The 19,568-nt window shown below is 48.5% G+C and carries 17 protein-coding genes; 12 read left to right on the top strand and 5 right to left on the bottom strand.

Annotated elements, in window-relative coordinates; all coding sequences use genetic code 11:
* The first annotated feature begins 15 nt into the window (after nt 1-15).
* Together NNX04_RS17960 and NNX04_RS17965 are read left to right on the top strand one after the other, a co-directional pair.
* Nucleotides 16-1,383: a glycoside-pentoside-hexuronide (GPH):cation symporter gene (locus NNX04_RS17960; RefSeq protein WP_007644945.1), complete on the top strand. Its 1,368-nt coding sequence runs from the start codon at nt 16-18 to the stop codon at nt 1,381-1,383.
* An 89-nt stretch (nt 1,384-1,472) separates the two neighbouring features.
* Complete coding sequence (locus NNX04_RS17965; protein ID WP_261946687.1) at nt 1,473-3,842, top strand: GH36-type glycosyl hydrolase domain-containing protein; 2,370 nt, start codon at nt 1,473-1,475, stop codon at nt 3,840-3,842.
* Between the two features lie 89 nt (nt 3,843-3,931).
* On the opposite strand, the gene NNX04_RS17970 is transcribed toward NNX04_RS17965, so the two are convergent.
* The 5 genes from NNX04_RS17970 to NNX04_RS17990 form a co-directional block, all read right to left on the bottom strand.
* A complete protein-coding gene (locus NNX04_RS17970) occupies nt 3,932-4,291 on the bottom strand; it encodes a TFIIB-type zinc ribbon-containing protein (RefSeq protein WP_261946688.1) in 360 nt (119 codons plus the stop codon).
* A gap of 202 nt (nt 4,292-4,493) precedes the next feature.
* Entirely contained in the window at nt 4,494-4,880 is a 387-nt protein-coding gene (gene maoP / locus NNX04_RS17975; RefSeq protein WP_007644932.1) for a DUF413 domain-containing protein, read from the bottom strand.
* Between the two features lie 288 nt (nt 4,881-5,168).
* On the bottom strand, nt 5,169-5,438 hold the full coding sequence (gene rpsT, locus NNX04_RS17980) for a 30S ribosomal protein S20 (RefSeq protein ID WP_007644930.1): 270 nt from the start codon (nt 5,436-5,438) through the stop codon (nt 5,169-5,171).
* Nucleotides 5,439-5,553: 115 nt separating this feature from the next.
* Nucleotides 5,554-6,273, bottom strand: coding sequence for an N-acetylmuramate alpha-1-phosphate uridylyltransferase MurU (gene murU / locus NNX04_RS17985; protein ID WP_261946689.1), 720 nt, complete (start codon nt 6,271-6,273; stop codon nt 5,554-5,556).
* The gene (locus tag NNX04_RS17990; protein WP_261946690.1) at nt 6,270-7,358 is read right to left on the bottom strand and encodes an aminoglycoside phosphotransferase family protein; all 1,089 of its coding nucleotides are present in this window, start codon (nt 7,356-7,358) and stop codon (nt 6,270-6,272) included. Before NNX04_RS17990 ends, murU begins: the two co-directional genes overlap by 4 nt.
* A gap of 167 nt (nt 7,359-7,525) precedes the next feature.
* Between NNX04_RS17990 and NNX04_RS17995 the strand changes: the two genes are divergently transcribed.
* From NNX04_RS17995 to NNX04_RS18040, 10 genes are all read left to right on the top strand, one after another.
* Nucleotides 7,526-10,141 (top strand): LPS-assembly protein LptD, encoded by a 2,616-nt coding sequence (locus NNX04_RS17995; protein WP_261946691.1) that lies wholly within the window; start codon nt 7,526-7,528, stop codon nt 10,139-10,141.
* A 15-nt stretch (nt 10,142-10,156) separates the two neighbouring features.
* Complete coding sequence (locus tag NNX04_RS18000; RefSeq protein ID WP_151056187.1) at nt 10,157-11,461, top strand: peptidylprolyl isomerase; 1,305 nt, start codon at nt 10,157-10,159, stop codon at nt 11,459-11,461.
* 151 nt (nt 11,462-11,612) lie between these two features.
* The gene (gene pdxA / locus NNX04_RS18005; protein ID WP_261946692.1) at nt 11,613-12,629 is read left to right on the top strand and encodes a 4-hydroxythreonine-4-phosphate dehydrogenase PdxA; all 1,017 of its coding nucleotides are present in this window, start codon (nt 11,613-11,615) and stop codon (nt 12,627-12,629) included.
* Complete coding sequence (gene rsmA, locus NNX04_RS18010; protein WP_261946693.1) at nt 12,626-13,468, top strand: 16S rRNA (adenine(1518)-N(6)/adenine(1519)-N(6))-dimethyltransferase RsmA; 843 nt, start codon at nt 12,626-12,628, stop codon at nt 13,466-13,468. The genes pdxA and rsmA overlap by 4 nt, the downstream gene beginning before the upstream one ends.
* Nucleotide 13,469: 1 nt before the next feature.
* Entirely contained in the window at nt 13,470-13,838 is a 369-nt protein-coding gene (gene apaG / locus NNX04_RS18015; RefSeq protein WP_410004064.1) for a Co2+/Mg2+ efflux protein ApaG, read from the top strand.
* 11 nt (nt 13,839-13,849) lie between these two features.
* Complete coding sequence (locus NNX04_RS18020; protein ID WP_007644915.1) at nt 13,850-14,662, top strand: symmetrical bis(5'-nucleosyl)-tetraphosphatase; 813 nt, start codon at nt 13,850-13,852, stop codon at nt 14,660-14,662.
* Nucleotides 14,663-14,809: 147 nt separating this feature from the next.
* Entirely contained in the window at nt 14,810-15,622 is an 813-nt protein-coding gene (locus NNX04_RS18025) for a putative porin (RefSeq protein ID WP_261946695.1), read from the top strand.
* Nucleotides 15,623-16,187: 565 nt separating this feature from the next.
* A complete protein-coding gene (gene coxB, locus NNX04_RS18030) occupies nt 16,188-17,351 on the top strand; it encodes a cytochrome c oxidase subunit II (protein WP_261946696.1) in 1,164 nt (387 codons plus the stop codon).
* Between the two features lie 2 nt (nt 17,352-17,353).
* Nucleotides 17,354-18,973: a cytochrome c oxidase subunit I gene (gene ctaD / locus NNX04_RS18035; protein ID WP_261946697.1), complete on the top strand. Its 1,620-nt coding sequence runs from the start codon at nt 17,354-17,356 to the stop codon at nt 18,971-18,973.
* A 60-nt stretch (nt 18,974-19,033) separates the two neighbouring features.
* On the top strand, nt 19,034-19,561 hold the full coding sequence (locus NNX04_RS18040) for a cytochrome c oxidase assembly protein (RefSeq protein WP_040393305.1): 528 nt from the start codon (nt 19,034-19,036) through the stop codon (nt 19,559-19,561).
* Nucleotides 19,562-19,568 lie beyond the last annotated feature (7 nt).

Below are 19,568 nucleotides of genomic sequence, written 5' to 3' on the forward strand. Positions count from 1 at the left end.
AAACCGGGACAGTCTATGACTACTTCAACAAATGATCGCTTGGCGCGGCTTTCGCTGCGCGAAAAAATGGGCTTTGCGCTGGGCGATTTGGGTTTTAATTTGTATTGGGCCAGTATCGCCTCGTTTTTAGCCGTGTTCTACACCGATGTATTTGGCATTCCCGCCGCGGCGGCTGGCACCATGTTTTTAGTGACCAAAATTATCGATGCGATTACCGATCCGATTATGGGCGCGGTGGCGGATCGCACCAAAACCCGTTGGGGAAAATTTCGCCCCTATTTAATTTTTGCCGGTGCACCCATGGCGGGCGCTGCGGTCATCACTTTTAGTACGCCGGAATTAAGTGATAGTGGGAAAATTATTTATGCCTACATCACTTACTCGTTGATGATGTTGTGTTACACCATTTTGAGCACACCCTACTCATCGCTTTCAGGAGTGATGACAGCGCATCCACAAGAGCGCAATACCCTGATCAGTTTTCGTTTTATCGCCGCGTTTGCGGGCACAACATTGGTGAATAAATTTACCTTACCGCTGGTGGATTATTTGGGGGCGGGCGATGAATCTTTAGGGTGGCAGCTCACCATGGCGCTCTATGGCCTGATTGCGGGTACCGCATTTGCAATTACTTTTTTTTCCACCCGCGAGCGCATTGCGCCACCGCCGCAACAAAAAACCTCACCTTGGGGTGACATTAAAGATCTGCTCGATAATCGCCCCTGGTTGATTTTAATCGGGTTAGCCATTGTGATTATGATGACTATCACCCTGCGCGGCGGATCGAGTTACTACTATCTCAAATATTATTTGCTGCGCCCGGAATTAATTTCTGATTATTTATTTGTACAAGGTTTGGCGCTTGGTGTGGGCGCTGCCATCACCCCGCTGCTCACTAAATACGTTGATAAAACCAAATTATTAATGCTACTGATGGCGATTGTGGGCGTGCTTTCGATCGCTATGTATTTTGTTCCGGCAGAGTATGTGTCGGTTATTTTTGTGCTGAATATTTTGATCAGTTTGGCGCTTGGCCCCAAGTCGCCGCTAGCTTGGTCAATGTACGCGGATTCTGCAGATTACACCGAATGGAAAACCGGGCGCCGCGCAACAGGCATGACATTTTCTGCTGCCACTTTTGCACAAAAATTGGGTGGTGCATTGGGCTCGGCGGTAATGTTGTGGGTGTTGGCGGGCATAGGCTATGTTGCTAAAGAAGCGCAGTCTGACGCTTCGCAAACCGGTATTGCATTATTGCAAACAGTTATCCCCGGTGTAATTGCATTGATCGCGGTAGCGGTTATTAGTTTTTATCCTTTAACCAACGCCATGCTCGCGCAAATTCAGTCCGATTTGAAAAACCGCGAAGTGCCGACTCCCTGATTATTCTCCCTTGTGCCGCACTGGTTTAGTACCGGATTGCGGCATTTTTTTTGCCCGCTTTTTTGTCCGTTATTTTGCCGGAGTGTGTTATGTCCAAACCATTATTGCAGCCCGCCCAGCAGGGGCAGCGCTATGAATTGTATTCCCCCACCTCGCTGCCACGCGCTGCCGGTTTTTTGTGGAATCAGCGCATGATGATTCAGGTTACCTGTCGCGGTTATGCGGTTGCCCAATTTATGCAGCCAGAGCCCGCGAAATATGCCTACGCACCAAATCTGGAAGCAAAAACATTTATGCAGCCAGAGCAACCCTATTACGCCCATCACCCCGGCCGTTTTTTTTATATCAAAGATGAAGAGACCGGTGAGATTTTTTCTGCGCCTTATGAACCGGTGCGCGCACCTTACGAAAATTTTGTATTTTCAGTGGGTAAAAGTGATTTGCGCTGGACTGTGCAAGCGTTGGGTGTTGAAGTTGAACTCGGTTTGTCACTGCCTGTGGCAGATGTAGTTGAACTCTGGGATGTAAAAATCACTAATCGCTCTAAGCGTGCACGCCGCATTAGTGTTTATCCCTATTTCCCGGTGGGTTATATGTCGTGGATGAATCAGTCAGCCGAGTATCGTGCAGACTTGGGCGGTATTGTCGCCACCTGCGTAACGCCTTATCAAAAAGTCGCGGATCATTTTAAAAATAAATTTTTCAAAGACAAAACGTTTTTCTTGCACGATCGAGCCCCCGTCGCCTGGGAGGCTAAACAAGAAACTTTTGAAGGCGAGGGCGGCTTGCACAATCCCTCTGCGCTGCAGGAAGATTTATTGCGTGGCGGCGATGCGCGCTATGAAACGCCAGCGGCGGTACTGCAATATCGTTTGGAATTGGCTGAATCAGCCCAACAGCAATACCGGTTTATGTTTGGCCCCGCATTTGATGATGCGGAAATACAGCAGTTGCGCGAAAAATATTTAAGTGCCGACGGTTTTGCGCAGGCACAGGCGAATTACGCTGACTATATCCAAAAAGGTAGTGGTTGCTTGCAGATCGAAACTCCCGATGCCGAATTGGATAATTTTGTAAACCACTGGCTGCCGCGGCAGGTTTTTTATCACGGCGATGTCAATCGGTTAACGACCGATCCGCAAACGCGTAATTACTTGCAAGATAATATGGGCATGACCTTTATTAAACCGCAGGTTGCGCGCGCGGCATTTTTGCATGCGCTGAGTCAGCAAGAAGTGTCGGGCGCAATGCCCGATGGCATTTTGTTGAGTGCGGAGGCTGAGTTGAAATATATCAACCAAATTCCCCATACAGATCACTGCGTATGGCTGCCGGTATGTTTAAAAACCTACCTTGATGAAACTAATGACTATGCGCTTTTGCAGGAAATGGTCACAGGTCATGACGGCAAAACCTTGTCGGTATTTGAGCGGATTAGCAATGCAATGCGCTGGTTATTACAGGCGCGTGATCAGCGCGGTTTAAGTTTTATCGCCCAGGGTGATTGGTGCGACCCCATGAATATGGTGGGTTACAAAGGTAAAGGTGTTTCCGGCTGGCTTTCGGTTGCCACCGCTTACGCATTGAATTTGTGGGCAGATGTTTGCGCAAAACTTGCGGAGGAAAATTTGCAGCAGGAGTTTCGTGCGGGTGCACAGGAAATTAATGTGGCCGTGAATAAATACTTGTGGGATGGCAATTGGTTTGGACGCGGTATTACCGATGATGATGTGGTGTTTGGTGTTAGCAAGGATCAGGAGGGGCGCATCTTTTTGAATCCACAAAGCTGGGCGATTTTAGGGGGGGCGGCAAACGCGGAACAGCGTGAAAAAATGATCGCCGCGGTAGAGCAACAATTGGAGACACCTTACGGTGTTGCCATGCTTGCTCCCGCTTATACCGCCATGCGCGATGATGTCGGGCGTGTGACCCAAAAACACCCCGGCTCAGCCGAAAATGGTTCTGTTTATAATCATGCGGCGGTGTTTTATATTTTCAGTTTGTTTGGCATCGGGGAGCGGGATCGCGCTTATAAATTGCTGCGCCAAATGATTCCCGGCCCAAGCGAGGCGGATTATCTCCAGCGCGGTCAGTTGCCGGTGTATATCCCGAATTATTATCGTGGCGCTTATCATCAGTATCCACGCACGGCAGGGCGATCATCACAATTATTTAATACCGGCACTGTGTCCTGGGTATATCGCTGTTTGGTAGAAGGTGTATTCGGTTTACAAGGCTGCGATGAAGGCTTACGTGTTGCGCCGCAGTTGCCGTCCGCTTGGCGTCAGGTCAAAGCGGTGCGTCAATTTCGCGGTGCGACTTTCCATGTGGCGATTGCACGCGGTGCAACCGACAAAATTCTGCTGAGCTGCAATGGTGAGTTGTTGGCCGATAATTGCGTGCGGAATATTCAGGTGGGTCAGGTTTATTTATTGAATGTCGTCGTGCCGATGGTTTAGTGCAAAATTAATCTGGTTGTAAAAAACAAAAAAGGCGTGTTTCTCACACGCCTTTTTTTATTAATGGTAATTTTGGATTGTTCATTGGTTTAAAAATCAAAAATCTCACTCAAAATGGATTTTTTCCGCGGCTTGCCGTAGCTGTCATACCCAGAACTTTTATGGTGGGCGCCATAGTGTGGGCGATGGTCAATATGCTGGTGATCGTCGCGCCGCTCTTGGGGGCGGTAGTCGCGTTCCGGTTCCCGATACTGCTCACGTTGCGGTGCCGCTTGTGGTGCGGGTGCTGCATCGGCCTGCGCGCGTTCAATCAGTTTGTCCAGCTCGCCGCGATCTAACCAAACGCCGCGACACTTCGGGCAATAATCAATCTCAATGCCGTTGCGATCAGCAATAAGCAGGTGGGGGCGATCAGGGGATTCACTGCAACTTGGGTTTGGGCAATACATGTTCTGATTCTCCGGTGTTTGCGCGTAAGGTTAAATACGTAACGACCGGGCACGCGAAACCTTTGTCATTACGACAAAGGTCTCGTTCACAGTTGCTATGCAACTGCCTGTGGCGCCGGAGCTACTGGCTCGTGATGACGACATCCACAGCGGGAACTACTCCCCTTCGGTAGGTGAATTCTTTAGTAACACACCGGCGCTGTCAACTTGCTTCGGTTTTTTTAGTTTTCTTTACGGTTTTTGCTGCTGTTTCTGCGGCGGCAGGTTCTGCTGCTTTGGTTTTGGGGGCTTTGGGTTTGCTGACTTTTGCTGGTGCTGCAGCTTGACGGGCTTTAACAATTGAAAGGTATTTGATCCAGGCTTGTTCAATGGGGCTTTTGGGGACGCTTTGATTGGCAACAACTTTGAGGATATGCAGATCGTCGGTGGTGGGGTCGGACACCTCTTCCTGGGTTATCGCATTGATAAGTGCGCCGTGTTTGCGCACCAGGCGCGCTTGAATGTCAGATAATCCGCCCTTTTCAAATCCTTCGGGGAAATTCACTGCATCCTGAAAGGTTTGTTTCAGATAATGTTCGCGTGGCAGCATAGGTTATCTCCATTATTAGTATGTGCACTTTGGTGGCAAAGCTGTTGTCAGTGGTGCATCTTTTTTTGGGATGACCGGCTGTAATCAGTTATTGCCCCATAAGTCCGTTCGTGTGGCGCCGGACTCTTGTTCCGGTGAAAAGTTGCTGCCGAAGATAATCTGTTTTTATTGCAGTGTATAGAGTCAGTCGGGTGCTTTGTGTGCAATACGAGAAGCGTTTGAACAAACGACGGGCATAAAAAAACCGGCCTTAGCCGGTTTTTTTATGCATTGAGTCAAAACAAATAATTAGGCGGCAGCCAATGCTTTGATTTTTGCATTCAAGCGGCTCTTATGACGAGCAGCTTTGTTTTTGTGGATCAGACCTTTATCGGCGATACGGTCGATCACGGCAACTGCTGATACATAAGCGGCGGTAGCTGCTTCTTTATCACCAGTTTGGATAGCGCTCAGCACTTTCTTGAGGTAAGTACGCCCCATAGAGCGCATGCTTGCGTTGTGCTTGCGAGCTTTTTCATTTTGACGCGCGCGTTTTTTGGCTTGGGGTGAGTTTGCCACCTTAGTGCTCCTATATATAAATTCTGGATAAAACTATCGAAAAAGGGTCTAAATTCAAGGACGCGACATTATGCCGTGTTCGGTCGGTTTGTCAACCAAACATATGGTTTTTTGTTCAAACTCCTGCGCCTATTGTGGTGCGTTGGTGGTGCAAGTAGTCATCAAGGGTGTTGAGCCGCTCGGGGGTTCCTACGTCGCTCCAGTGACCATTGTACACTTCGCCAGTCAATTGCCCTGCGTTTATCGCGTGACGAAATACTTCAACCAGAGGGAATTTCTGCCGCTTGAGCGGGTAGTCATCGATGAGCGAAGGGTGAAGCAGGCTTATACCACCAAACGTAAAGCGATGCGGCGCGTTTTTTTCCGGGTCATCAAGCAGCTTGCCCTTATCGGCGAGCGCAAAGTCACCATGCGGATGAAAATCCGGGTTAGGCACTAATAGCAGGTGGCCTTTATTGTCGTTATGCGCGAGGGCGCGCCCGACAAAATCGCTCAATTCAATATCACACCACACATCACCGTTGACCAGTAGAAAAGGTTCCCTACCTAATAGCTGACTGGCGTGCACTATGGCGCCGCCGGTTTCCAGTGGTTCGGGTTCGACTGAGTAGTGAATGTTCAAGCCAAATCCACTGCCATCCCCCAGGTGATGGCGGATTTTGTCGCCCAGATAGGCGAGGTTGATGATGACCTCGCGAATACCTGCGCGTTGCAGGTTGAGTAGGTGATATTCGATCAGCGGTTTTCCGCCTGCCCGCAGGAGCGGTTTGGGGGTGTGGTCGGTGAGTGGGCGCATACGATTGCCAAGGCCTGCCGCAAGAATCATGGCTTTCATGTGCGGTCTCCTGCAGTTTGGTAGTCGCGATACCAGTCTTGAGTGGTTGCAATGGGCAAAAGTGTGGTTTTAAACCAATCGGCAAAAGGGCGGAGTTCAGTGTAGGCTTCAGCTACCTCCAAGGTGTAGCGAATGACTAGTGGTAGATCCTGTAGATAGCCAGCTTTGCCGTCGCGCAGATTCAGTCGCGCAAATATACCCAGTACCTTGATGTGACGCTGCAGGCCTAGCCAGTCAAACCAGCGCATAAATTCCGCTTCGCTAATGTGTTGATTGATGAGTCCACGGGCAATCGCTTGTTGGCGATAATCCAGTGCCCAGGTTGTTACTTTGTGTGTTGGCCAGCGCAGATAACAATCGCGCAAGAGCGACACCAGATCGTAGGTAATGCCACCCCAGAGTGCGCCTTGGAAATCTATTACCCCCAATTCGCCATTCGCACAGAGGATCAGGTTGCGCGAGTGGTAATCGCGGTGCACAAAGCTCTGCGGTTGGTTAAGGGCGATAGCTTCCAGTTGGTTAAACGTGTTATCCAGCAGTGCGAGCTCTTCGGGTGTCAGTGAGTAATCCAGCAGTTGGCCGACAAACCACTCGCTGAAAATCTCCAGTTCGCGCCGCAACAGGGCCCGGTCATAGCGTGGAATCAGTAAGGGATCATCAGTGCTTTGTTGCAATTTGAGCAGGTTTTGCATTGCCAGTTGGTAGAGTCCATCTGCATTTTGGGAGTCAACAATCTTGAAGAGCAGTTGATCGCCAAAATCTTCCACCAGCAAAAAACCTTGGTTTGTATCGGTAGCAATAATGCGCGGGCTGCGTACGGCTTGCTGGGCAATAAACATTGCTATGGCGATAAACTGATTGCTGTCTTCCGTGGTGGGCGGGGCATCCACGGCAAGAAGGGTTGGGCCTTGATTGAAACGAAAGTAGCGACGAAATCCTGCATCGCTACCGAGGCTGCGCAGTTCGACGGAGGTATTGTTGTCTGCAATTTGTTCAGCTACCCACTCTGCCAGCGCACGGGTGCGGGAATCTTGTTGCAAATTGGCTGTCTGTGGCGAGTCAGTCTTTATATTGTGTGATGACATGTAGTATCCGCATTGGATAAATGTGAGCGAGCCTCTCCCTAGGGGGGGGCTTGGAATTGACTGAATTCTACCCCACTCGGGTGATTTCCCCCAATTCATTCCCTGTACAGCGGCTTTACAGTAGAATCGCTGCAATTTTTTAGGTGACAGAAAGCAGTGTCACGTATATGAGACCGCGGTTAATGGCTCCAACCCAGAATTACCCCACACAGAAATTGCACAGTCCCTTCTCCCGCTCCCGCTTGGCACTCCTTGTGGCGGCGCAGTGTGCTGGTGCTCTCCTGTCCTTGGCGCCTTTAGCCTATGCACAGGATGAGGTGGCAGTTGTTGATGCAGCAGCTGTAAAGCCAGACCCCAATCAGCAGTTGCGCGAATTGGATTGGGTGCCGCTGGAAGAGTTGACGGCGGAGCAGCGAGCACTGGTCCCTGCTGCCTGCTGTGGTGCTTATATAGCTCCCGCACGCGATGATGCAGAGTCAGAGCTTGATCCTGAGAAGGCCAGTATTTTTGGTACGGCAGATTATTCTGAATCCGAAAAGCAGACCAAATTTATCATGCGCGACAATGTTCGCCTGACTCAAGGGCGTCGCTCTTTTTATGCCGATACATTTACCTTTGACAAGGTGAGCCGGGAGGCCGAGCTGGATGGCAACATTCAGGTGCGCGAACCGGGTTTGCTGTTGCGTGCGGATAGCGCTTATGTCGATACGCAAAGCGGCAATGCCCGTCTCGATAATGCGCGTTTTGTAATGTATGAAACGCGAGTGCGTGGGCGAGCTGAAAGCTTGGAGAAGTTTGGCGATAAAATTATCAGCCTGGATCAGGGAACCTTCACCAGTTGTGAGCCGGGCGACAATACCTGGTTGATTGAAGGGTCCAATATCACCCTGCACAACGATAAGCATTATGGCACTGCCCGCCATATGCGTTTGAAAGTCAAAGATATCCCGATTGCCTACGCCCCGTATTTTCGCTTCCCGATTGGTCCAGATCGTCTTACCGGGTTTCTGTTTCCGTCTGTCGGCTTTGATACCAGTGATGGGATTGATGAGTTCTCTGCCCCTTTTTATTGGAATATTGCCCCCAACTACGACGCCACATTTACGCCTCGTTACCTGGCAGATCACGGCTACATGTTGTTGAGCGAATTCCGCCACAAGTCGGTGTATTTTGATACTGAATTGAGCGGCAGCTCCCTGGGCAATGATCGTGGTGGATTCAGCGAGCGCTTACAGGATCAAATTGAGGCGGGTGAAATCAGTGAGGCGCAAGCCTACCCTTACAAAGGAAAGGATCGCTGGCAATACAGCCTGGTTCAGACCGGTGGGCGCAATCAGCGCTGGTCAACGCTCGTTGATTACACTGAAGTGAGTGACACAGATTACCTGCGCGATGTCGATCGGGGATCAGTCGATCTCAATCGCCAGGCCTACATTCGCCAGAGTGCTGCCGCAGGTTATCGTACCGATAATTGGCGCTTGGACGGCAAAATCGAGGAATTCCGGCTCCTGACTGATCGTCAGTTGCCCTATCGCGAGCTGCCGCGTTTGTCGGCGGATGGTAACTACCGCTTTGACGACTGGGTTGTTGGGTTGGAAAACGAGTATGTTAACTTCTCAATGAACCGTTATTTCAGTGATGATCCTGCCAATGCGTCGAAGCTGGGGGATTTGATTGTCGGTGAGCGTCTGCGTACCAACTACAGTCTTCATTGGGATAAAAAATACACTGCCGGTTATATCAAGCCTGGCGCAGGAGTGAAAACGCTGGCCTATCACTTGGACGCCGGCAACATGCGCGCTGATGCCGAGACTGAGCAGCAATTTGCCGCCCCTCAAGGCTCCCTCGATATGGGGTTGTTTTTTGAGCGCGACACCAATCTCTTTGCAGAAGACTTTACCCAAACGCTTGAACCTCGCGCCTACTATCTCTACCGCGACTACGAAGACCAGTCTTCGCTTTATCGTTTGACCTCTGATACGAGTTACGTGAACTTCGATACCTCGGATATAGTGTTTACCTACAACCAGCTGTTTCGCGACACTCGCTTCTCCGGTGGTGATCGTATTGATGATGCAAATCACCTTACGCTGGGGGTGACCAGTCGTTTTGTAGAATCTACTACCGGGGTAGAGCGGCTGCGCATGAGTGTTGGTCAAATCACCTATTTTGATGATCGCCGTGTGGGAATACTCGATAAACCGGATGACTATGCGAATACCCGCACCAGCTCTGCTATTGCGGGTGAGCTAAGCGCGCAGCTTGGCGATCATTTTCGTTTGACCAATGATGTGCTCTACGATCATCAAAGTGAAAAACTCAGTGCGCTCAGCAGCAGTTTGCATTACATGGATGATCGCTATCGGATTTTTAACCTTGGCTATCGTTACAATCGCGATCCAGTATCCCTGAGTCCACTCGATACCAGCTCATCTATTGGTAAAACCCGCAATCAATTGGATGTCACCACTCTCTGGCCGGTCAGCAACCAATGGGCGGTTATTGCCCGTACCAACTACGATTTTACGTACAATGCGGAACTCGACACCTTTGCCGGGCTCGAATATACCGATTGTTGTTATCGGGTTCGCATTCTGGCGCGCCAGTGGGTGGATTTTGATTTCAGCGAAAACTTTATGGAAAACCTCAAGAGCAATGACTATGACCGCGGCATCTTCTTTGAAGTGCAGTTGCGTGGTTTTGGCACCTTGAGTCAGCGTATTAGTAACCTGCTCGACAATGCCATGTACGGCTACGGCGAGCGTGAAGCATCTTTACAATAAAACAGTGATTGAATTATGAGTAAGCGTCAAAACCCTCTGGGCTGGAAAGTAGTACTGGGTGGCCTCTTATTGATTGGCAGCCAGCTCGGCATGGCACAAAACGGTGCTGTATCACTGGATCGTGTGGTAGCAATTGTCGATAAAGATGTTGTGCTGGAAAGTGAACTGAATGCCCGCAAAGTGTCAATCATGGAGCGGCTGCGTGGCCAGTATCAACAGCTACCGCCGGAAGATGTGCTCAATAAACAAATTCTGGAGCAGTTGATTATTGAGCGCATTGAGCTAGGCATGGCCGAGCGCTATGAGATCACCATTGAAGAATCTGAAATCGATCAGGCGATTGGCCGTGTGCTGCAAAAAAACCAGATCACATTGGCGCAACTTGAGGCCGATTTACAGCGTCAGGGTTTGAATCTGGATGGTTTGCGCAAGCAGATGCGCAATGAGTTGACCATCAATAATTTGCAGCAGGGTGTTGTTAATAGCCGCATTAAAATCACCGAGCAGGATATCAATAACTTCCTGGCCTCCAGTGATGGGAAATATGCCACCTCACCCGACTATCATATAGGCCACATTTTAATTGCGGTATCGAGCAGCGCCGATGCCGAAGCGATTGCGGAAGCGGAAAAGCAAGCTAACGATATCTATCAGAAACTGCTGAATGGCAGTGACTTTGCACAAATGGCAATCAGTTTCTCCAATGATCAGGCCGCCTTGCAAGGTGGTGATATCGGTTGGCGCAAACTCGCGCAGTTGCCGGAGTTGTTTGGCAATCAAATGCTTGGTTTGGCTGAAGGACAGGTGTCCAAACCATTCCGCAGTGGTGCAGGTTTTCATATCCTGAAAAATATTGAGCAGCGTGGTGGTGGCGAGCAGTTGGTTGAACAGACCCATGCGCGCCACATTCTGGTTAAAACCTCTGAAATTATGGATGACGCCCAGGCGCGCCAGAAATTGTTGGACTTGAAAGCGCGCATTGAAAAAGGCGAAGACTTTGCTGTGCTTGCACGGGAAAACTCAGAAGACACAGGTTCGATGTTAAGTGGTGGGGATCTCGGATGGTCCATGCCCGGGATGTTTGTAGCAGAGTTTGAAGAGGCTATGAAAAATACGCCAATCAACGGCATCAGCCGCCCCTTCAAGAGTCAATTTGGTTGGCACATACTGCAAGTATTGGAGCGCCGCAAAGAAGATATGAGCGATAAGATGAAGCGCAACCAGGCTGCAAACGTTTTGCGTGCGCGTCGTTTTGATGAAGAGTTCCAGCTTTGGTTGACCCAAATTCGCGAAGAGGCTTACGTCGAAATCAAGCTCTAAGCGAGTGCGCCGCCTGAGCGGTGCATCGGCAATAAGCGCGGCTAAAAATGGGATTGCACACTGCAATTTTGTTTTTGGCCGCTGTGCTTTTTGAGCAATCATTTTTTGTTGCGCATTATTTTTCACTCGACTTCTTCAGGCACTGATATTTATGACCAGCTGTTTTCGTATCGCACTTACTCCCGGTGAACCGGCGGGCATAGGCCCGGATTTGGTAATCGCTCTCGCGCAGGAACCGCAGGATTATGAAATTGTAGTTATTGCCGATCCCCAGCTGCTGCAAGCGCGTGCGGCTCAATTAGGTATGCCGCTGCGGTTGCGTATTATCGATCTGCAGGATGTCCCACGTCCAAGTGTTGCCGGGGAGCTGGCGGTATTGCCTGTTGCTTTGGCGGAGCCTGCTGAGGCCGGTAAGCTGAATGTGCGTAATGCGCCCTATATTTTACAAACACTGGATGCGGCGATTAACGGCTGTCTCGCGGGGAATTTTGCCGCGCTGGTAACCGGCCCGGTGCAAAAAAGTGTGATCAATGATGCGGGTATTCCATTCAGTGGTCACACTGAATATCTCGCCGATAAAACCCATACCGCGAAAGTCGTCATGATGTTGGCAACTGAGGGGTTGCGTGTGGCACTGGCAACAACCCATTTGCCGCTCAAAGATGTTGCTGCTGCAATTACCCGTGATGAACTCACACAGGTGACGGAAATTCTGCAGCGCGATTTACAGTTGCAATTTGGCATAGCGCAGCCGCGCATTTTGGTTTGCGGTTTAAACCCCCATGCGGGGGAGGGCGGTCATTTGGGGCGCGAAGAAATTGAGGTGATTGAACCGGTGCTGGAGCAACTGCGCTCGCGCGGCATGAATCTGATTGGTCCGCTGCCCGCCGACACTTTATTTACGCCCAAATATTTGGACAAGGCCGACGCGGTGCTGGCCATGTATCACGATCAAGGGTTGCCCGTATTAAAATATAAAGGTTTTGGTCAGGCGGTGAATGTCACGCTCGGCCTGCCGATCATTCGCACCTCAGTCGATCACGGCACCGCGTTGGATCTGGCCGGCACCGGCAAAGCTGATTTAGGCAGCTTGCGCACCGCGCTGGCTTACGCCATGGCAATGGTACAAGCAAAAACACGCGCTAATTTATTGGAACAAATTTCATGAGCAAAAATGTTATTCAGGAATCCCAACACAAAGCGCGCAAACGTTTTGGTCAAAACTTTTTGATTGATCACGGTATTATTCGCGACATAGTTCGTTCAGTGCACCCGCAAAAAACAGATCAAATTGTCGAAATCGGTCCAGGTAAAGGCGCGATTACCCAATTGCTTGCTGATAGCTGCGACAATCTCAGTGTGATTGAACTGGATCGCGATTTGGTTCCCTGGTTAAAAGTAAAGTTTGAACATCATCCCAACTTTCAATTGTTTCAGGCCGATGCGCTGCAGTTTGATTTTAATCAGTTAATTAAAAACGAACAGCCTCTGCGCATTGTGGGCAACTTGCCCTATAACATTTCCACGCCATTAATTTTTCACCTGCTGACTTACGCCAATAAAGTGCAAGACATGCACTTTATGCTGCAAAAAGAAGTCGTAAAACGGATGGCTGCACAACCGGGCGATGGCGCCTATGGCCGTTTGGGAATTATGGTGCAATATTATTGTGCGGTAGAAGATTTATTTGATGTGCCGCCTACCTCGTTTGACCCAGCGCCAAAAGTGGATTCGGCGATCGTGCGCCTTACTCCTTATACGCAATTACCCTATGTTGCAAACAATATAAAAAGTTTGGAGACATTAGTGAACGTTGCATTCCAGCAGCGCCGTAAAACCTTGCGCAATTCGCTTAAACAATTATTAAGCGCTGAGCAAATGGAGTCGCTACCGGTTGATCTTGGCCTGCGTCCAGAGGAAATCAGCTTGCCCGAATATGTGGCGATGAGCAATTTATTGGGCGAGCTTTCGTTAAATTCTGCGGTCATCAGCAGCGGTGATAAATAAAATGTGTGCGATCCAGGTATCAGTAAAAACAACTTATATTAATGCCCAGTCGGAGCCCTTGGCGCATCGTTACGTCTACGCTTATACCATCACCATCGCCAATCAAGGTGATGTACCTGCGCAGTTAATTAGTCGCCATTGGCTAATTACCGATGCAAATGACAAGCGGCAAGAAGTGCAAGGCATAGGTGTGGTGGGGGAGCAGCCGCATATTAAACCCGGTGACAGCTATACTTACACCAGTGGTGTTATTCTTGAAACCGAAACGGGTATTATGCAGGGGTGTTATCAAATGCGCGCTGAAGACGGCTCGCTGTTCGATGCTGACATTCCCGCTTTTGCCCTTGTGCCTCCCCATGCGATTCACTGATAAATAAATTTATGGCTACCTATGCAATTGGCGATATTCAAGGTTGCCTTGAACCGCTGCAATGTCTGTTAAAAAAGATTAATTTTAATCCCGCTAAAGATAAATTGTGGCTTGCTGGTGATGTAATTAATCGCGGGCCAGACTCACTGGCGACATTGCGTTTGTTATACAAATTGCGCGACTCCATTACGTTGGTATTGGGTAATCACGATTTACATTTTATTGCGGTCTACTACGGCCTGCGGAAAGCAGGTAAAAACGATACGCTCGAACCGCTGTTACTCGCACCTGATCGCGCCGATTTAATTTATTGGTTGCGCCAACAAAAGTTAGTGCATCACGATGCACAATTAAATTTCACCATGGTTCACGCAGGTATACCACCGCAATGGTCATTGGACGATGCGCTGGCGCGCGCGCGCGAAGTGGAAACTGTGTTACAGAGTAATTCGCCTGAACTGCTTTTGGAAAATATGTATGGTAACTCCCCGGCGCGCTGGAGTGATGAGCTGCAAGGCGCCGAACGGTTACGTGTCATTACCAACTATTTTACCCGTATGCGCTTTTGCTCTGCACAAGGTGAGCTTGAGTTGGAAACTAAAGAAAGTGCCGATGCAGCGCCAACCGGTTTTGCCCCCTGGTTTTCTCTCTCCGGGCGTAAAATGCGCAACCATAAAATTATTTTTGGACATTGGGCTGCGCTTGAAGGGCAAGCAAATACCAAAAATATTTACGCCTTGGATACCGGCTGTGTGTGGGGCGGGGAGTTAACGGCTTTGCGCTTGGAAGATGAAGTATTATTTTCCTGTAATTGCTTGGCGTAGATGTATATTTTTTGTCCGTTATAAAAAATATATGAATTTATCCCGCTCTGTAAAAAGTTGTTCCATTCAGTTTTGATTCAATTTTCTATCGCTAGTATGAAACCGTGCATCAATGCAGATGCCGTTGTAATTCTTCGAGGATAGATTATGAAAATTAAATTGCTTCCCGCTATTATCGCTGCTGCTGGTTTTTTAAGCGCCCCCTTTGCACTTGCTGCAACCTATCAAAGTGAATTGTCTGCTGCATATGACGATGTTGATTATGAGGATTCAGATGCAGACGGTCGTGTTATTGGGATCGAAGGAAAATATTATTTTGCCCCGGTAGATACTTCTAATCATCCGCTTGCCGAAGCAGCATTTATCGAAAAATCAAGCAATGTGTATGCTCAGCTTGCTACTGAAGAAGTTAAGTTTGCAGGGCAAAAAGCTGATTTTTATGGGCGTTTAATTGGTGTTGATTTTTACATCCCTAATTCACTTTTTTTCCTTGGTGCCGGAGTACAAGAATTTAAATCCAAAGTGCCCGCTGTTGTAGGTCAATCATCTGATTGGGAATCAAATTGGTTTATAAAAGCGGGTGTCGCGCCTGTCACCGGTTTATTGGTGTGGTCTGAATTTGTTGAAGATGTTGATGTGTCGGAAGAGTGGAATATTAACGGTAAGTATGTATTGCCGCTTTCGGGTGAGCAGGCATTAAATGTAGAGGCCAGTTACGAAAAATCCAAACTGGGTTTTACTGACGATACTATCACTATGGCTGCAGATTATTACATAGATCGCAACCTGAGTATCGGCACCGGATTTGTTAATACCTCTTACACTGCGGTGAGTGGCGCAGAGACGGATTACTTTGTGCGTGCGCGTAATTTCTTCACCGACAAGGCTAGCCTGGAGCTCAGCTATGTGGATGGTGAAGTCGAGAATAGTTTAATGATCGGCGGAACCATTCGTTTCTAGTGTTCTCTTTTAGTGAGGGTTGCTAGTAGCATTCGCTTTCTTAGTCGTCTGTTGCACCAAAAGCCAGTTCAGTTTTGAACTGGCTTTTTTGTTATATAAATACATTTTTTAAATGCATTTTTTGTTTTTATCTTTACCCTTGCGTTTTAAGTCGATGGGTTTATAGTTAATCCGTCGGGTAGTGTTTTGTTCTCAGCATTTTTTCAGCTTAGAGTTAGGTTTGCCCGCGTGGTCGTGGAATTAAGGTGTCCGGTTGTTAGTTCTGGTACGTCCTGTGTTCTGGCTGTGTCGTTAGAGCCTTCGGTTAGCAGTCGCTTCCGTCAGTCTCTGCCCCCGTTTTTGCCAGTTGGCTTTTCTGTTGTCAGGTCGCGCCTGTTTTGGGATAAGAACACCTGATTCCTCTGTTGAGTCGAAACTCAACGCCTGAAAAAGTAATAGCTATTGTTCGTGGCCCGTCTGCGAAACCAGTATTTCCGGCATTTATAAGCTGGACGCTATTGCTCAAACATTATTTCTTAGTCGCCTGTAATAAAAACGATAACCCATGGGATAAAGGAGTTGTGCAGTGAAATATTGTTTATCCAGTCTGCGCTATTTTTACATGCACTCTGCTCGCTATGCCTTGCCCATTTTTTTATTGGCTTGCATTAACCCTCTGTTGGCAGAGGATGCAAAATACAACATGACACGCGGTGTTACCGACATCAGTGGTCAGGTTTACGATTTGCACATGATCATTTTTTATATTTGTTGTGCCATCGCAGCCATAGTGTTTGGGTTGATGTTTTGGTCCATTTTGCATCATCGCAAAGCCAAGGGAGTCACTCCCGCGCAATTCCACGGCAGCTTAAAAATCGAAATTATTTGGACCGCCATACCGGTAGTAATTTTGGTGGCTATGGCGATCCCGGCGAGCAAAACGTTAATCGCTATGGAGGATACCTCCGAAGCCGATATCACCGTATTGATCACCGGCTCACAATGGAAATGGCACTACAAATATCTCGATTACCCTATAGAGTTTTATTCCCTGCTCGCGACTCCGCGCGACGCTATTAATAATCAAGCCGAAAAAACCGATCTTTATCTGCGCGATGTGGATAAGCCCTTGGTGTTGCCAACCGGCAAAAAAATTCGTTTTCTGGTTACTGCGGATGACGTAATTCACTCCTGGTGGGTGCCTGCATTTGCCGTGAAAAAAGATGCCAACCCCGGGTTTATCAACGAGACATGGACCAAGGTGGATAAGCCAGGTATTTATCGCGGGCAGTGTGCAGAGTTGTGCGGAAAAGACCACGCGTTTATGCCCGTTGTTGTTGATGTGCGCAGCCCGGAGGATTTTGATCTGTGGGTGGCGCAGGAGTTGGAGCGTCAGGCACAAGAAAAGGCTGCAGAGGCAGCGCGCGGAAATATGACAATGGATGAGCTAATGGCACAAGGGCAAAAAACCTATGAAACCCATTGTGCCGCTTGTCATCAAATTTCCGGTGAAGGTTTGCCCGGTGTCATTCCCGCACTCAAAGGTAGTGTGATGGCAACAACCGATATTCCTGCACATATTCAAATTGTCGTGAACGGTAAAGCCGGTACCGCCATGCAAGCTTATGGTAAGCAATTAACCAATAGCGAATTGGCGGCGGTTATTACTTACGAGCGCAATGCGTGGGGTAATAATACCGGTGAGTTGGTGCAAGCTGCCGATGTCGCCGCAGTTAAGGGAGGAGAATAATAATGAGCACCGAAAATAGCAGCGCATTGGGTAGTGAATTAGATCATCACCAGAGCGATGATCATCATGCGCATGACCACAAGCCACACGGCATCACCCGCTGGTTGTTTACGACTAACCATAAAGATATAGGCACGCTTTATTTGTTGTTCTCGCTGCTAATGCTGTTTACCGGCGGCATTTTGGCAATGATGATTCGCGCCGAATTATTTCAACCGGGTTTGCAATTTGTTGATCCACATTTTTTTAACCAGCTCACCACAGTACATGGTTTGGTGATGGTGTTTGGTGCAGTTATGCCTGCATTTGTTGGTTTGGCGAATTGGATGATTCCGCTCATGATTGGCGCGCCCGATATGGCGTTGCCGCGTATGAATAACTGGAGTTTCTGGATCTTACCTTTTGCCTTTACGATTTTACTTTCTACCTTTTTTATGGAGGGGGGCGCACCGGCAGCGGGCTGGACTTTTTACGCACCACTCTCCACTACTTACAGTAGCGATAGCACCGCATTTTTTGTGTTTTCAGTTCACCTGATGGGGATATCTTCCATCATGGGAGCGATGAATGTGATAGTCACCATTTTTAATATGCGCGCACCAGGCATGAAGTGGATGAAATTGCCGCTGTTTGTATGGACTTGGTTAATCACCGCATTTTTATTAATTGCTGTGATGCCGGTACTGGCGGGTGTGGTCACCATGGTGCTTACCGATAAATATTTTGGCACCAGTTTTTTTGATGCGGCGGGCGGCGGTGACCCGGTTATGTTTCAGCATATTTTTTGGTTCTTTGGGCACCCGGAAGTTTACATCATGATTCTGCCCGCCTTCGGGATTGTCTCCAGCATTATTCCAACCTTCGCGCGTAAACCCTTGTTTGGTTATGAATCCATGGTGATTGCCACCGCAAGTATTGCGTTCTTGTCGTTTATTGTATGGGCGCATCATATGTTTACGACTGGCATGCCGGTAGCGGCTGAATTATTTTTTATGTACGCGACCATGCTGATTGCAGTTCCAACCGGCGTGAAAGTATTTAATTGGGTAGCCACTATGTGGCGCGGCTCGATGACGTTTGAAGTGCCGATGATGTTTGCCTTGGCATTTATTGTGTTATTCACCATTGGCGGTTTATCCGGCTTGATGCTCGCGATAGTGCCCGCCGATTTTCAATACCACGATACCTATTTTGTGGTGGCACATTTTCATTATGTGCTGGTGACGGGCGCTGTGTTTGGCATTATCTCCGGTGTTTATTACTGGATACCCAAGTGGACGGGAGTAATGTACAGCGAAAAAATTGGCCAGTTTCATTTTTGGTGTTCAATTGTTTCCGTCAACATGTTGTTCTTCCCTATGCATTTTGTCGGCTTGGCGGGAATGCCCCGGCGCATTCCTGATTATGCGTTGCAGTTTGCAGATATGAATGCGTTTATCAGCATTGGTGGATTATTGTTTGGTTTGTCACAGCTTATTTTTGTGTGGATGGTGGTTCGCTGCATGCGCGGAAAAGGTAAAAAGGCAAGTAGCCAAGTATGGGAAGGTGCTCAGGGGTTGGAATGGGAAATTCCGTCGCCAGCGCCTTATCACACGTTTCAAACACCACCTCATGTGAAATAACAGGTTGTGAATGGTTGATTGTTTGGCCTAATTGGTTTTCACACAGAGTCCGGAGGGCGCATGGTTTCGCACAGAACATTAATGCGCAAATTAATACTTATTTGTATTGCGATGTTTGCCTTCGGTTATGCCTTGGTTCCGCTCTACGACGTGTTTTGCGAAATTACCGGTATTAATGGCAAAACCAGCAATCAACCTGCAACTACCAGAGCCAAGGTTGATGAGTCGCGTGCGATTAAAGTGGAATTTTTGGCTAATCGCGATAGTTCTATTCCCTGGGGTTTCTCGCCGGAAATGGCGGATATAAGCCTTCACCCCGGGCAGATAAAAGTAGTGAATTTTATTGTGGAAAATCCAACCGATGAAGCAATGGTAGGGCGCGCCGTGCCATCAGTCTCGCCCGGTGAGGCCGCCAAATACTTTATAAAAATTGAATGCTTTTGTTTTACCGAGCAACCATTGGATGCTCATGAGCGCAGAGCTATGCCGGTTCAGTTTTATATAGATCCAAAACTACCTGCGCATTTTACCACCATCACTCTCTCGTATCGTTTATACAAAAATACACCACAGGTAGTCGGGCGGTAGTTTGCTT

Source organism: Cellvibrio sp. QJXJ, from assembly GCF_024452345.1.
In the GTDB taxonomy this organism is placed as follows: domain Bacteria; phylum Pseudomonadota; class Gammaproteobacteria; order Pseudomonadales; family Cellvibrionaceae; genus Cellvibrio.